General features: G+C 70.2%; 9 protein-coding genes and 2 pseudogenes. 7 read left to right on the top strand and 4 right to left on the bottom strand.

The window, feature by feature from the left end:
* Positions 1-34: 34 nt before the first annotated feature.
* Positions 35-1,309: a phospholipase D-like domain-containing protein gene (locus AB0M47_RS29500; RefSeq protein ID WP_363419770.1), complete on the bottom strand. Its 1,275-nt coding sequence runs from the start codon at positions 1,307-1,309 to the stop codon at positions 35-37.
* 140 nt (positions 1,310-1,449) lie between these two features.
* On the opposite strand from AB0M47_RS29500, the pseudogene AB0M47_RS29495 reads away from it, so the two are divergent.
* Together AB0M47_RS29495 and AB0M47_RS29490 are read left to right on the top strand one after the other, a co-directional pair.
* A pseudogene (locus AB0M47_RS29495) lies at positions 1,450-2,283 on the top strand (NAD(P)H-binding protein); the annotation flags it as partial.
* A gap of 30 nt (positions 2,284-2,313) precedes the next feature.
* Positions 2,314-2,649, top strand: a pseudogene (locus AB0M47_RS29490) (nuclear transport factor 2 family protein); the annotation flags it as partial.
* 67 nt (positions 2,650-2,716) lie between these two features.
* On the opposite strand, the gene AB0M47_RS29485 reads toward AB0M47_RS29490, so the two are convergent.
* Positions 2,717-3,805 (bottom strand): hypothetical protein, encoded by a 1,089-nt coding sequence (locus tag AB0M47_RS29485; RefSeq protein ID WP_363419768.1) that lies wholly within the window; start codon positions 3,803-3,805, stop codon positions 2,717-2,719.
* Between the two features lie 148 nt (positions 3,806-3,953).
* Here AB0M47_RS29485 and AB0M47_RS29480 point away from each other — a divergent pair, with 148 nt between their 5' ends.
* A complete protein-coding gene (locus AB0M47_RS29480) occupies positions 3,954-4,907 on the top strand; it encodes a helix-turn-helix domain-containing protein (protein ID WP_363419766.1) in 954 nt (317 codons plus the stop codon).
* Between the two features lie 380 nt (positions 4,908-5,287).
* Here AB0M47_RS29480 and AB0M47_RS29475 read toward each other — a convergent pair whose 3' ends face one another.
* Positions 5,288-6,265 carry a helix-turn-helix domain-containing protein gene (locus AB0M47_RS29475; RefSeq protein ID WP_363419764.1) on the bottom strand — a complete coding sequence of 326 codons (978 nt, stop codon included), beginning with the start codon at positions 6,263-6,265 and terminating at the stop codon, positions 5,288-5,290.
* 252 nt (positions 6,266-6,517) lie between these two features.
* Here AB0M47_RS29475 and AB0M47_RS29470 point away from each other — a divergent pair, with 252 nt between their 5' ends.
* Positions 6,518-10,231 carry a S8 family serine peptidase gene (locus AB0M47_RS29470; RefSeq protein WP_363419762.1) on the top strand — a complete coding sequence of 1,238 codons (3,714 nt, stop codon included), beginning with the start codon at positions 6,518-6,520 and terminating at the stop codon, positions 10,229-10,231.
* A gap of 131 nt (positions 10,232-10,362) precedes the next feature.
* Here AB0M47_RS29470 and AB0M47_RS29465 read toward each other — a convergent pair whose 3' ends face one another.
* Complete coding sequence (locus AB0M47_RS29465; RefSeq protein WP_363419760.1) at positions 10,363-10,983, bottom strand: hypothetical protein; 621 nt, start codon at positions 10,981-10,983, stop codon at positions 10,363-10,365.
* A gap of 39 nt (positions 10,984-11,022) precedes the next feature.
* Here AB0M47_RS29465 and AB0M47_RS29460 point away from each other — a divergent pair, with 39 nt between their 5' ends.
* The 3 genes from AB0M47_RS29460 (at position 11,023) to AB0M47_RS29450 (ending at position 13,894) form a co-directional block, all read left to right on the top strand.
* Entirely contained in the window at positions 11,023-11,502 is a 480-nt protein-coding gene (locus AB0M47_RS29460) for an emopamil-binding family protein (protein WP_363419758.1), read from the top strand.
* Positions 11,499-12,251, top strand: a complete 753-nt coding sequence (locus AB0M47_RS29455; RefSeq protein ID WP_363419756.1) for an SDR family NAD(P)-dependent oxidoreductase — start codon at positions 11,499-11,501, stop codon at positions 12,249-12,251. Before AB0M47_RS29460 ends, AB0M47_RS29455 begins: the two co-directional genes overlap by 4 nt.
* A 71-nt stretch (positions 12,252-12,322) precedes the next feature.
* Positions 12,323-13,894: a beta-N-acetylhexosaminidase gene (locus tag AB0M47_RS29450; RefSeq protein WP_363419755.1), complete on the top strand. Its 1,572-nt coding sequence runs from the start codon at positions 12,323-12,325 to the stop codon at positions 13,892-13,894.
* Positions 13,895-13,905 lie beyond the last annotated feature (11 nt).

Below are 13,905 nucleotides of genomic sequence, written 5' to 3'. Positions count from 1 at the left end.
TCATGCTCGACCCGGACGGTCACCCGTTCTGCCTCTACGCCAACGGCTGATCAGGCCGTGGGCACTCGGGCTTCGCGGGGCAGCACCTGAAGCAGCTGGCTGCGCCGCCGTTGGCGACGGAGCGGATCGTCGCGCTGTCCCGGATCTGCCGGAAGTTCGCCGTGTACGCGTCGAACACCGTGGCGTCCTCCAGCTGCAGGATGGCCTCGTCGGCCTGCCGCAGGGAGTTCGTGGTCCAGTTGTGGCTGCCCGTCCACACGATCTTGCGGTCGGCCTTGCCGTAGTAGACGCCCTCGACCTCGAAGTACTTCGAGTGGATCCAGATCGAGTCGGTGTCGCAGTAGTACTTGACCGCCGGCCCGTGATAGCCGCCCGCCGTGGCCAGCAGCTTCTTCATCGCGCTGACCTCCAGGTCGGAGCCCGGGTGATAGGTCTCCACGACCTCGACGTAGCAGCCCGCCGCGTCCAGGTCCCAGAGCTTCTTCGCCAGGTAGTCCCGGGAGAACATGCTCATGGCGACCCGGATGATGGTCCGGTGGGTGCCGTCCTGCGTACCGACGACGGAGTTCCCGAAACAATCCACGTTGGACAGGATTGTGTAGATCGTGTCCTCGGCCGGATTCTGGTAGGGACTCGTCCCCGACTGCTCCTGACGCGGATAGAAGAAGATCTTGGAATTGCCCGCCTGGAGCGGCGTACGCGTGTCGTAGTAGTTGTTGTTGACGACCCGCCCCTTCAGGTCGTCGAAGTACGCGCTGTAGTAGTTGTACGCCGCGGTGTTGCCGACCAGGATCAGCGCGTTGTTCCAGCCGCCCAGCCCGTCACGTCCGTTGTGGAGGTTCGCCGACGACTGCACGACGACGTTCGACGCCCCACCGGTGCTGGAGAAGAGGAAGAACTTGTTGTGGTTGATGGAGTCCACGTTCCCCAGTACGCGACTGCCGATGCAGCCGCGCCCGGCCGGGCAGGCCAGCGCCCAGCTCGCCGCGCTCAGTGACGTGCCCAGCTCGGCGGTCAACGAGGGCCACAGCGTCTCGGCGGTCTCCCGCCCGTCGAAGACGACCTGAACGTTCACCCCGCGCTGGTGTGCCGCGATCAGGGCGTTCGGGATCGTCGCGTCGTCGGCGTAGTACATCGCCATCCGGATCCGCGACCCGGTCGGAGCGGTGCCGATCAACTCGACGATCTTGTTCTGTAGCTGCGTCTTCTCGGCCGTGGTGACGGTCGGGTCGTTGAACACCGCGCTCGTCACCGGTGCGGCCAGCGCGGCGGGCGGCGCGGTGAGGACGCCGGCGGTCAACAGCGTCACGCCTATCAGACTTTTCCATCTATTCATGGGCGTTAGTAGACTGCGCCGTCCGCGTTAACCGCAATCACGTGAAAATTCCCGCGTACGCTGACAGGCGAAAAGTTTGATCTCAACCTTGGTTGAGGTTCAAAGCTGAACGCATGACGACACTCATCATCGGCGCGACGGGCAACGTCGGCCGTCACGTGACCACTTCGCTGGCCGGCTCCGGCCTGCCCGTCCGGGCGCTGACCCGCCACCCTGAATCGGCCGGGCTTCCCGACGGTGTGCAGGTCGTCGCCGGCGACCTCACCGACACCGAATCACTGCGTACCGCGCTCGACGGCGTGGACTCGGTCTTCCTGCTCTGGCCGTTCCACTCGGCAGATGGGGCCGCGCCCGCGATCGAGACGATCGCCAAGTACGCCCGCCGGGTGGTCTACCTGTCGGCCTTCTCCGTCCGCGACGACGTGAGCCCGCAGGAGAACGGCGTCTGGGGCGAGATCGAGGACCTGATCCGCCGATCCGGCGTCGAGTGGACGTTCCTCCGAGCCGGCGGGTTCGCGACGAACACCCTGGGCTGGGCGCAGCAGATCCGCTCCGGCGACGTGGTCCGGGCGCCGTACGGCGGGGCACAGCGGTCGCTGATCCACGAGGCGGACATCGCTGCCGCCGCCGTCGCGGTGCTGACCGGGGACGGCCACGCCGGCCGGAGTCACGTGCTGACCGGGCCGGCCACGGTGAGCCAGGCCGACCAGGTACGCATCATCGGCGAGACGATCGGCCGCCCGCTGCGATTCGACGAGCAGCCGCCGGCCGAGGCCCGCGCCCAGATGGTGGCGAACTGGGGTGACGAGGCGTTCGTCGACAAGGCCCTGGCGCACTGGGCGTCGATCGTCACCGCACCCGAACCGGTGGTCGACACGGTGGAGCAGCTCACCGGGCGTCCCGCCCGGACGTTCGCCGACTGGGCCGCCGATCACGCCGCCGACTTCCGCTCGACCCGCGACGTCGCCGAGGCGTACGTCGCGGCGCTCCGTCGAGGCGCGTTGGCTGAGGCCACGCCCCTGCTGTCGCCGACGATGGTTCGGGTCGCCCCCTTGGAAGGGGTAGCGGAGACCGTCGGCCTGGAAGCCATCATGGCCAACGCCCACCGGCTCACCGCCGACTACGACATCCACGAGGTGACGGCAGACGGGCCGCTGCTCGGCGACGGACAGTTCGCGGTCAAGTTCACCTTCGACCAGACCCATCGACCCAGCGGCGTACGCCGGACCGCTCGCAAGCTGACGCTCTACACGGTCAGCGCTGGGCGGATCGTCCGCGAAGAGGTCGCGTACGTCGATCCGCCGGCCGCTTGAGAAAGCCCGGCCGGGCGCTCGACGAGGAGCACCCGGCCGGGCCATGAGGCCGCCGCCATGGCGGAGGTCAGCGGACCTCGGTCAGCCCCAGATAGAGCACCTGGGGGAAGGCGGGGTTGAAGGCGATGGCGTTGATGCCGTCGTGGCCGTTGTGCCCGACGGTCAACCGCCCGGTGCCCGCGTCGTACGCGAACAGGTCGGTGCCGTAATTGGCGAACCACGTGCCGAACTCGAAATACACGACGTCCGGATCGGTCGGATGCGGCGCCAGCGGCACCCCGTTCGTCAGCGTCACCGTGTCGGGGTCGTGATCCACCGCGACGGCGAACGTCCGGCCGCCGTCGGTCGACCGCCAGAGGTGGCGGCCCTGGGCGCGGGTGCCGCCCGCGTCCAGCTCGGTCGTGTCGAGTCCTTCGGCCCAGACCACGTTCTCGTCGGCGGGAGAGACCGCCACGCTGAACACGTTGATCCGGTGCTTCGGCTCGGCCGACAGCCTGGACGAAGTCCAGGTGAGCCCGCCGTCGAAGGTGGTGTACACGCCGTCGGTGCTGGTGCCGAGCACGATGTGGTCGAGGTTCCGGCCGATCGAGCCTTCGTAGCCCCAGATCCACCAGCCGAGCACCGGCTGCGGGGTCACCCCGCGACGCTGGAAGGACTGGCCACCGTCCACGGAGTCCAGCACCACGCCGGTGGAGGTCACCGCGCGCAGATGCGTACCGTCGACGGCCAGCGCGAGCAGGTTGCCCACGTCGGCCACCGGAATCCGGGGCAGCTCGGTCACGGTGGTCCCGTCGACGCGGTAGAGCAGTTCGTCGTTCGCGCGCGACCAGACGTACGCGCTCGCTCCGCCCGCGGCGGTGATGGCGTACGGGGGCTGGCCCGCGAGCGTGGCGAACGGCGTCCAGCTGCAGCCCGCGTCCAGGCTCTGCGACAGCTTGCCGAAGTCGTCCACCGCCAGCAGCGTGTTCGGCGCCGCCAGCGCCTCGATGTCGGACACCACGGAGAGCGGACGCAACGCCGTCGCCGTCTGAGTCAGGTGGCGACCGTCGTTCCAGGTGTAGGTGAGCGCGCCGTCGCCACCGGTCACCTGCCCGCACTTCGGCGGCGTCCAGGTGGGCGCAGCCTGCGCCGGAGAACCGCCGACGACGGTGCTCATCAGGATGAGGGCGCCAACCGCGCCCGAGAGGATTGCGTTCTTTCTGCGTACCACTGGATCTTGATATCCGGTCTGGGCCTGGCGCGTAAAGGCGAACCGGTGGCAGGATCCTGCCGTGGCGGCAACAGGCCACAGTGGGAGGTACGCGATGCTGGAGGCCCTGGGGGTTCTGGAAGAGGACGAGGCGCTCTATCGGGTGCTGCTGCGGGAGCGTGGGCTCACGCCGACCGAGCTGACCGAACGAGCGGGGCGGGGCGCGCGGGCGGTCCGCCAATCGCTGCATCGCCTGGCGGAGTGCGGTTTGGTGAGCCGATTGGCCGGGCGGCCGATCCGGTACGTGGCGGCACGGCCGGACACGGCGGTGGAGGCGCTGATCGCGCGCCGGCAGCAGGAGCTGGCCGCGACGCGACAAGCCGCGGAGCTGCTGCTGGCCGACCTGCCCGCCGACCGGCGGCACCGGCCCGAGGAAGAACTGGAGATCGTGTTCGGCCGGGAGGCGGTGGCCACCCGATTCCAGCAGCTGCAACAGTCCACCCGGCGCGAACTGCTAGTCCTCGACCGGCCCCCGTACGCCCAGAACCCGAGCGAACCGAACCCGGGCGAGAACGACCTGCTGAGCCGAGGCGTACGCCTCCGCGGCATCTACGCGCCGGAGGCCTTGGAACTGCCCGGCGCACTGCGGTTGATCCGCGCGGCCGTCGACGCCGGCGAGGAGGCGCGCGTCTGCGACGACGTTCCGCTGAAACTCGCCATCTCCGACCGATCCGCCGCGATCCTGCCGTTCACCGCCGACCGGGACGCCATGGTCGACAGCGCCCTCGTGGTGTACGCGTCCACATTGCTCGACGCGCTCATCCGGCTGTTCGACCTGCTCTGGAACGTCGCGGTGCCCGTCTTCGACTCGGCCGCCACCGGCTCGTCGACTCCGGAGGGGGAACTGCTGATGCTGCTGGCCGCCGGGCTCAAGGACGAAGCCGTGGCGCGGCAGCTCGGGATCAGCGTGCGTACGGTGCATCGGCGGACCAGTGAGCTGATGGATCGGCTTGGGGCGCGTACGCGATTTCAGGCCGGGCTCGCTGCTGCTCGCCAGGGGCTCATCTAACGCGCCCCTTCCGCTGTTCCTCGGCGTTGCCGGGTGCGTCGCCCGGTGCGTCGCCGCGTGCGCTGCCGCGTGCCTTGCCGGGTGCGTTGCCGGGTGCGTTGCCGGGTGCGTTGCCGGGTGCGTTGCCGCGATATCCGGGATGTCGCGGCCTTCACCGGTGCGTCGAGTTGATCTTGGCGAGTTTCGGTTGTCAGGGCGACATCTTCTCGCCTAGATCAACTTTCCCCTCGCCGCTGGCCGCCGCCGGCGCGGGGCCACCGGCGCGGCGCCGGCCGGGCGGCTAGCGGCGAGCGGCGGGCGGGCGGCGCGGGGCGGGCGGCGCGGGGCCACCGGCTTGGCGCGGGGCGGCGCGGGGCCACCGGGGTCACCGGCGCGAGCGCCTAAGCGTCGGGCGTGAGCCAGCCGAGTTCCCGTGCGCGCCAGCCCAACTGGAGTCGTGACTGTGCCCCGGCCACCGCCATCAGGTGCTGCACTCGGCGTACGACCGTGCGCCGGCTCAGGCCCAGCCGCGCTCCGGCGGCGTCGTCGGTCATCCCGGCGATCAGCAGCGAGAGCAGGCGGCGATCTTCGGCGGTCAGTTCACCGAGTGGCGTCACTTCGCCGGTGCCGGTGAGCGCCAGCGGGCTCGCCGCCGCCCATACCGTCTCGAAGAGGGCGACGAGCGCGTCCAGCAGTGCGCATGGATGCACGAGGACGGCCGAGTCCTGGGCGGCGTCGGTCCACACGAGCGGCAACAGGGCCAGCGAGTGGTCGGCGATGGCCAGTTTCGTCGGCACCGCCGGGGCCAGCCGGGCTTGCTCGCCGACGCGTACGTGGTCGCCGATGGCGGCCAGGAATCCGGGTTCGGACAACGCCTCCACCGTGTACACCGCCCGGTAGACCACGTCGGGTCCGCGGGCCAGCTGGACGTCGTTGACCTGGCTCGTCGCGGCGTACGGGGGTGTCACGAGCACCCGCATCTGCGTACGCGCCTGGGCCTGCACCCGTTCGAAGGCGCGCTGCACCCGCGTACGCCCTTGCACGATCTCGATCAGCTCGGCGGTGCTCTTGGACGCGGTGGCCTCGCGGGTCTGCGCGGCGAGTTGCTGGGCCGCCTCCCGAGTGCGGTCGAGTTCGGCGTGCTGCCGCTGGATGAGCTGGTCGATCGCCTCGTCCGGCGGCACCGGGACGACGAGCCCGTGTGGTGGGGGAGTCCGGTGGACCAAGCCTTTGCGGTGCAGGCCGGTGACGGCCCGGGTGATCTGTGCCGTCGTGCGACCGGCTCGGGCCGCGAGCTGGTCCAGCGTGGCGCTGCCCTGGCGCAGCAACGCGAGGTACGCCGACTCCTCGGCGGCGGTGAGCCCAGCGGGTTCCAGCATGCGACCTCCTTCGTCGCGGCCGGGCCGTTGATCATGGGGTATCCAGTGCCGACACACCGTCGAGACCTCAGTTAACTCCATGATCAACGGGAAGGGACGGGGGGTGAGACGCGGGAGGGGGGAGGAGGGTTCCCGGAAGGGCGGTGGCGCAGTTGCGCCACGGCGCGGTTGCGCCGCTGAATGATCTTTCCCCGGCGATTACGAGGTGTAACACTCACGTTCCGTTATCGCAGCCTGGGGAGGAGCGCCGTCGTGAGGTCACTACGCGCTGTAGTCGCAATCGCCGTCGCGGCGGCATCTCTCGGCTGGCCGAGCGCGGCCGCAGCCGCCGGCCAGAGCACTGCGGGAAGCGCCACCGCCGCAGGAAGCGCAGCGGCGGGTCCACAGCAGACGAAGATCGTCACGCTGATCACGGGCGACCGCGTACGCCTGTCGACCGTCCAGGGCAGACCTGTGGTGGGGGTGGAGTCCGAGGGCAAGGGCTACCAGCTCACCACCCGCGACGGCGACACCTACGTCGTCCCGGTCGACGCCTTGCCGCATGTGCAGGCGGGTCGGCTGGACGAGCAGCTCTTCAACGTCACGCAGTTGATCGCGGCTGGCTACGACGACCGGTCCCGATCGTCGCTGCCGCTGATCCTGATGCCCCCAATGGGCGAAACGAAGCCCCCGGCGGGCGTGACGCCGGCCGTGCCGGCCAATCCGCCAGGCGCCGCCCGCCGGGCTCTCCTGCCGAGCATCAACGCCGCCGCCGTCACCGAGGACAAGGCGCAGGCCCGCGAGTTCTGGCGTGGTCTGACCGCTCGGTTTGCCCAACCCGGGACGCTGACGCGGTCCGGCGACGTCGGCCGGGTCTTCCTCGACCGGAAGGTACGCGCAGCGCTCGCCGACAGCGTCCCGCAGGTCGGCGCGCCGCAGGCGTGGGCCGCCGGATACACCGGGAAGGGGGTGACCGTCGCCGTCCTCGACACGGGGTACGACCCGACGCATCCGGACCTGGCGGGCCGGGTGGCGACCTCGAAGGACTTCACCGGCGAGGGATCCGCGGTGGACACCAACGGCCACGGCACCCACGTCGCGGCGACGGTCGGCGGCAGCGCCCGCACTCCCGGAGGCCACCTCAACGGGGTCGCGCCGGAAACCCGGCTGATCGTCGGGCGGGTCCTCGACGGTAGCGGCTCAGGTGACCTCTCCTGGGTCATCGCGGGGATGGAATGGGCCGTCGCCCAAGGCGCTCGGGTCGTGAACCTGAGCCTCGGCGCCGGGGAGAGCGACGGCACGGACCCGGTCAGCGAGGCGGTCGACAGTCTCACCGCGAAGTCCGGCACGCTCTTCGTGGTGGCGGCCGGGAACGCCGGTCCGGGCGTCGCGTCCGTCCAGGCTCCGGGCGCGGCCGCGCAGGCGCTCACGGTCGGCGCGGTCGACAAGGCCGGACAGCTCGCCTCGTTCTCCGGTCGCGGTCCCCGGACTGGCGACGCCGCCGTGAAGCCCGAGGTCACCGCGCCCGGCGTCGGCATCATCGCGGCTCGGGCGGCCGGGACCTCGGCTGGTGAACTGATCGACGACAAGTACACCTCGCTGTCCGGGACGTCGATGGCCACGCCGCACGTGGCGGGCGCCGCGGCGCTGCTGGCGCAGCAGCATCCGGACTGGCGGGCCGCCCAGCTCAAGGCGGCGTTGGTGAACACCGCGCAGCCGCTTGCCGGTCCGGCGATCGCGATGGGGACGGGCCGGATCGACGTGGCGGCCGCGATCAGCCAGCCGATCGTGGTCAGCACCGGTTCGATCGTCCTCGGGCACGTCGACTGGACCGGCTCGGCCCGCTCGCCTCGGACCAGCACGGTGAGCTACCGCAACACGTCCAGCCACCCGATCACCCTCGACCTGACCGCGAGTGCGACCGCCGACGGTGCCAAGTCGGCCGCCCTCAGCGTCAGCCCCGCACGGCTGACGATCGCGCCGAACAGCACCGCCACGGCAACTCTGCGGCTCGACCCGGATCACACGGCGGGCGGCGTCTACACCGGACAGCTCGTCGCCCGGACCAGTGGCACTGCTCTACGCGTACCAGTGGGATTCGAAGTGGCCGGACCCACCCACAAGCTGACGGTGAGCGCGGTCGGGCGCAACGGCAAGCCGGTCGGCGCGTTCAGCCAGGCGCAGCTGTGGAACCTCGACACGGGTGACCTGATGCGCGGCATCCTCGGCGCGGAGCCCGCGACGCTGGACGTGCCGCCGGGCCGGTACGCGCTGATGGTGTTCGCCTTCACCGTGGACGACGGCGACTGGCCGCGCGAGCTGACCGTGCTGGGCCGGCCGGAGCTGACCGTCACGAAGGACACCACGCTGAGCTTCGACGCCCGGCAGGCGGTCCCGATCACCGTCCAGACCCCCGAGAACGCCCAGGTACGCGACGCGACGGTGGCCTGGCAGCGCGTCATCGGGGACAAGTCGATCATCACCGGGTTCGGGCTGAACCCCCGGATCACCACGAAGTTCTCGGCGACCCCGACCGCTCGGGTGACCAGCGGGACGTTCGAGTTCACCACGCATTTCGAGCTGGGCGAACCGCCGCTGACCCTCGCCACGCAGAAGCTCGGCGAACCGCCGCTGACCCTCGCCACGCGGAAGAAGGAGGTGACTCCCGCCCCGGTTCCCAATACGCCGACGCTCGACGGCTCCCGCACGCTGGCGATCACCTCCGACGTGGCGCAGGCGCGCGGAAAGGCGCTGCTGGTGAAGGCGCCCATGGGTGAGCCCGTCGATCTCAGCGCGGCGGAACGGGCCGGGGCGGCGTTGGTGCTGCTGCACTCCGGCGACGCGTCCTACTACGAGCCGTTCACTGAAGGCTCGACGGTTCCGGCCTACGCCCTGCAGGAGGAGGACGTCGCGCGGCTCGGCCGGACGATCCGCGTCACCGGTACGCCGGTGAGCCCGTACTCGTATCAGGTGCTGCTCCCGGAACGGGGGCGCATCCCGGCGAACCTGACCTACGACACGCGCCGTCTCCCGATGGCCACCGTACGCAGCTCCTTCCACGGCGTACGGGAGAGTCAGGCGAGTGAGGGCCGCTACGCGATCACGCCCACGGCGCTGGCGGCGTACTCGGCGTTCCGGGTGGTGCCGACGCCGTCCGAGCGCGTCGATCACCTGACCGTCGGCTCCCGGGACGCCCAGGTCACCTGGCGGCACGAGGCGTCGGCCGACATCTCCAGCTGGTACGCCCAGGGCACGGTCACCGGGCTGGCTCGCACCTATCGGGCCGGGGAGCGTACGGCGGAGGACTGGTTCGGCGCGGTGTCCCGCCCGGCCATGCCCGCCGTCGCCGCGGAGTACGCGTTCGGCGCGCCGGCCAACCGCTCGCACGACGCGCTGCGGATCGCGATGCCGCAGTGGGTGAACGGCTCCGGCGACCAGTACGGCTGGCTCGAAGGTACCGACAGTGCACTGCTCACGCTGAAGCGCGACGGCGTCCCGCTACTGTCCACGAGCGCGGCGAACGCGCAGGTCACGGTGCCATCCGCGGTGGCCGCCTATGAGCTGGGGCTCGACGTCCAGCGCGACCAGCCGTGGTGGACCACGTCGACGGCCACCAGTAGCAAGTGGACGTTCCGCTCCGGTCGCCCCGACGGGATCGCCGTGCTTCCCTTGCTGCAGGCGGCGTACTCGGTCGGCACCGACCTGCGCAACACGGTCCACGCGCGGCACGCGTACCCGCTCGTGATCCGGCCCGGCTACCAGCCCGGGGTCACGCTCCGCGGCCGGCTCGACGTCCGCGTCGCGATCTCCTCCGACGACGGCCACACCTGGCACCCGCTCACCGGCCGCCGCGCGGCCGACGGCACGGTCACGCTGCTCGTGCCGGCCGTCGAGGGCTACACGTCGGTCCAGGTCTCGATCACGGACCAGGCGGGCAACCGGCTCGACCAGACGATCACGCGCGCGTGGGCGGTCACCCTCCATTAACGGGTACGCCCACCGCCGCGCCCTTCGTTCGTCAGTGGGCTTCCGCGTATTGCTGCCATGATCAACGGAGTAAAAGTGGGGTCATGACCCCACCAGACTTCCGCTGATCATGGCCGGGCAGCGAACCCGGGTCAGGAAGGAGGGGGGAGGGTGAGCGAGTAGGTGTCGCCGACGCGCGTGAACCCCAGCCGAGTGAAGTACCCCGAAAGCGCCGGCCGAGCCGGAACAACCACCGTGTGGAAGCCCCGATCGGTGAACATGTGGCTTTGCCGGTAGACGAATTCGCCCGGGGTGAAGTCGCGGTATCTCGGCGTGACGTAGTCGAGGTCGACCACGGCGACGCCGTTTCCGCCGTCGTGTAGGAGTACTACGCCGACGGTTTCGTCTCCGCGTACCACTAGGAATGCCGCACGGGAGCCGGGGAGCTGGAACCCGGGGTTGAAGCGGGCGATGTCCGCGCCGTGGACGGTCAGGACGTGCGCGAGGTAGTCGTCGTCCGTCGAGACCTGGACCACCGAGTAGACCTCGTCGGAGTGCCGGGTCCGCAGCAGCTTGACGAGGAAGTAGATGTTGATCACCGCGAGCGCGGTGTTGAGGCCGACCATCGGCCATACGCCGAGCGCCCAGTTGAAGCCGATCAGGACGACGCAGCCCACCAGGTTGATGGCGCGCAGGCGGAGGATGCGGGATTGCAGCAGGGACCAGACCAGCAACGCCGAACCGATCCAGCCGACGGCGTCGAGCCAGCTCACAGGGCTGAGCGTAGCGGCAGGACGGCCTACAGTGGCGGCATGCCCCTCCGACGGCGCCCGGTGGACCTGCTGTTCGTGGTCTTCTTCGTGATCAACCTGTGCTTCGTGACCTACATCGTGGACATCGAGCAGCTCATGATCGCCGACCCGGCGCACTTCACCCAGCCGCTGTGGCCCCCGGCGCCGCTGCTCGACCTGATCCACTGGTACGGCGACACCTACGATCCGCTGCTGATGGCCCGTCCGCCGTGGTGGAAGGCGACGATCTGGATCGACGTGCTGCTGTTCGGGCCGTTCTACCTCGCCGCCGTCTACGCTTTCGTCCGCCGCCGTACCTGGATCCGCGTGCCCGCGCTGGTCTGGTCCGGCATGATGCTGTCGAACGTGCTGATCATCCTGATGGAGGAGCGCTACGGTCCGCACGCGACGCCGGACTTCGGGTTCGTGCTCGCGGTGAACCTGCCGTGGCTGCTCATGCCGGTCGCGATGATCATCCGGATGCGGAAGGAGCCGTGGTGACGTTCGCCGAGAGATACGGGCCGTGGGCGCTGGTGGCGGGCGCGTCGCAGGGCATCGGGGCGGCATTCGCCCGGGAGTTGTCGGCGCGTGGGCTGGGGGTCGTGCTGGTCGCCCGGCATCCCGCGCTCGACCTGCCCGGGCCGAAGATCGAGGTCGCCGCCGACCTGGCCACACCGGAGGGGATCGAGACCGTCCTCGCCACGGTGTCCGGCCTGGAGATCGGCCTGCTCGTCGCGAACGCGGCGCTGTCGCCGATCGGCCCGTTCACCACGAGCGACCCCGCCGAGCTCACCCGCGCGATCGACCTCAACGTCCGCGCGCCCATGCTGCTCGCGCGGCACTTCCTGCCTGCGATGCAAGACCGCGGTCGCGGCGGATTCGTCGTCATGTCCTCGCTCGCGGGGGCGCAGGGTTCGCCCAATCTCAGCTTGTACGCCGGAACGAAGGCGTTCGGCGCGGTGTTCGCCGAGGGGCTGTGGGCCGAGCTGCGTACGTCGGGTGTGGACGCCGTCGCGTGTGTGGCCGGGGCGGTCAGCACTCCGGGGTTGGCGGCCTCGACGGCGAAGCCCGCGCCCGGGACGGTGGCTCCGGCCGAGGTGGTCGCGGCAGCGCTGGAAGCGTTGGGCAAGCGGCCGCGGGTAGTGCCGGGCACGCTGATGAAGGTGTCGTCGGCGATTCTCAGCCGGCTGCCTCGGCGTACGGCGATCTCGATCATGGGCCGCGCGTCGAAGGACGTCCTCGGCCCGTGACCACGGTTCCACCCTTCGGTGGGGCATCGACGTCTTGCGCTGGATCTATCTGTTAGATAGGTTACCTATCTATGACCAGGCTTGGCGCAGTACTCGCAATCGTGCTGGCGATCCCGTCGTCGCCGGTCGTCCCGACAGCCACCGCTGCCTCCTTCGGCAGTGTGGTGCCCGCCCCGGTGAGCTCGGTGCCCGCCGCCGGCGTCACCTACCAGATCACCTCGGCGACCACGGTGTACGCCGAACCCGGCTCGGCCGCCGCCCAAGCGGTGGCGACCATCCTGGCGACGCAGCTGCGCCGCTCGACCGGGTACGCCCTCCCCGTGGCCGACGCGCCCAGCTCGACTCCCGGCGACGGCGTCTCGCTGTTGCTGTCCGGCGCGCCCGCGACGGTCGGCCCGGAGGGATACCAGCTCACCGTGGCCGCCAACGCCGTCGCGATCCGTGCCCTGCAACCGGCCGGGCTCTTCCGTGGCCTGCAGACACTGCGGCAACTGCTGCCGCCGGAGGCCGACGCCGCGACCGTCCAGGCGGGACCGTGGCCGGTGCCGGGCGGCACGATCGTCGACTATCCGCGGTTCGCGTACCGGGGGATGATGCTCGACGTCGCGCGGCACTTCTTCCCCGTGGCGACCGTCCAGCGGCTCATCGACCAGATCGCGCTGTACAAGATCAATACGCTGCATCTGCACCTGTCGGACGACCAGGGGTGGCGGATCGCCATCGACTCCTGGCCGAACCTGGCGGCGTACGGGGGCAGCACGGCGGTCGGCGGCGACCCCGGCGGCTCCTACACGAAGGCCGACTACCAGGCCATCGTCGCGTACGCGGCGGCCCGGTACATCACGGTGGTGCCCGAGATCGACATGCCCGGCCACACCAACGCCGCACTCGCCTCGTACGCCCAGCTCAACTGCAACGGCGTCGCGCCCAAGCTCTACACGGGCACCAGCGTCGGATTCAGCTCGCTGTGCGTACCGCTGGAACTGACCTACACCTTCGTCGACGACGTTATCCGGGAACTCTCGGCGATCACCCCCGGCCCGTACGCCCACATCGGCGGGGACGAGGCGGCGTCGACCCCGGCGGCCGACTACACCTACTTCATGAACCGGGCGCAGAACATCGTCGCCGCGCACGGCAAGACGGCGATCGGCTGGCACGACATCGTCAAGTCCGACGAACTGCCGTCGACCGTCGCCCAGTTCTGGGGTACGACCAGCTCCGACAGCAACGTCGCGGCAGCGGCCGCCAACGGCACCAAGGTGCTGATGTCCCCGGCGAACCTCGCGTACCTGGACATGAAGTACGTCCGTAAGACCAAGCTCGGCCAGACCTGGGCCGGACTGATCGAGGTCGACAAGGCGTACAGCTGGAATCCCGGGGCATATCTCACCGGGGTGGGCGAGGCGTCCGTGCTCGGCGTCGAAGGTCCGTTGTGGACGGAGACGATCCGCACGGCGGCCGACATCGACTACATGGCCTTCCCGCGCCTGCCCGCGTTGGCCGAGCTGGGCTGGTCCCCCTGGAGCACGCACAACTGGACGGGGTTCGCCGGGCGCCTCGGCGCGCAAGGCCCGCGCTGGAAGGTCATGGGCGTGAACTACTACCACTCCCCGAAGATCACCTGGCCCGCCGGATCGTGAGGAGGAGACTC

Source organism: Hamadaea sp. NPDC051192 (assembly GCF_040682475.1).
GTDB classification, from domain to species: Bacteria; Actinomycetota; Actinomycetes; order Mycobacteriales; family Micromonosporaceae; genus Hamadaea; species Hamadaea flava.
This window is presented reverse-complemented; position numbering and strand designations above follow the sequence as displayed.

What these genes read in the sequence shown, in the direction of transcription:
- AB0M47_RS29485 (WP_363419768.1), bottom strand. Translation starts at nt 3,805, where the DNA reads ATGAGCACCGTCGTCGGCGGTTCTCCGGCGCAGGCTGCGCCCACCTGG.
- AB0M47_RS29450 (WP_363419755.1), top strand. Translation starts at nt 12,323, where the DNA reads ATGACCAGGCTTGGCGCAGTACTCGCAATCGTGCTGGCGATCCCGTCG.
- AB0M47_RS29475 (WP_363419764.1), bottom strand. Translation starts at nt 6,265, where the DNA reads ATGCTGGAACCCGCTGGGCTCACCGCCGCCGAGGAGTCGGCGTACCTC.
- AB0M47_RS29460 (WP_363419758.1), top strand. Translation starts at nt 11,023, where the DNA reads ATGCCCCTCCGACGGCGCCCGGTGGACCTGCTGTTCGTGGTCTTCTTC.
- AB0M47_RS29480 (WP_363419766.1), top strand. Translation starts at nt 3,954, where the DNA reads ATGCTGGAGGCCCTGGGGGTTCTGGAAGAGGACGAGGCGCTCTATCGG.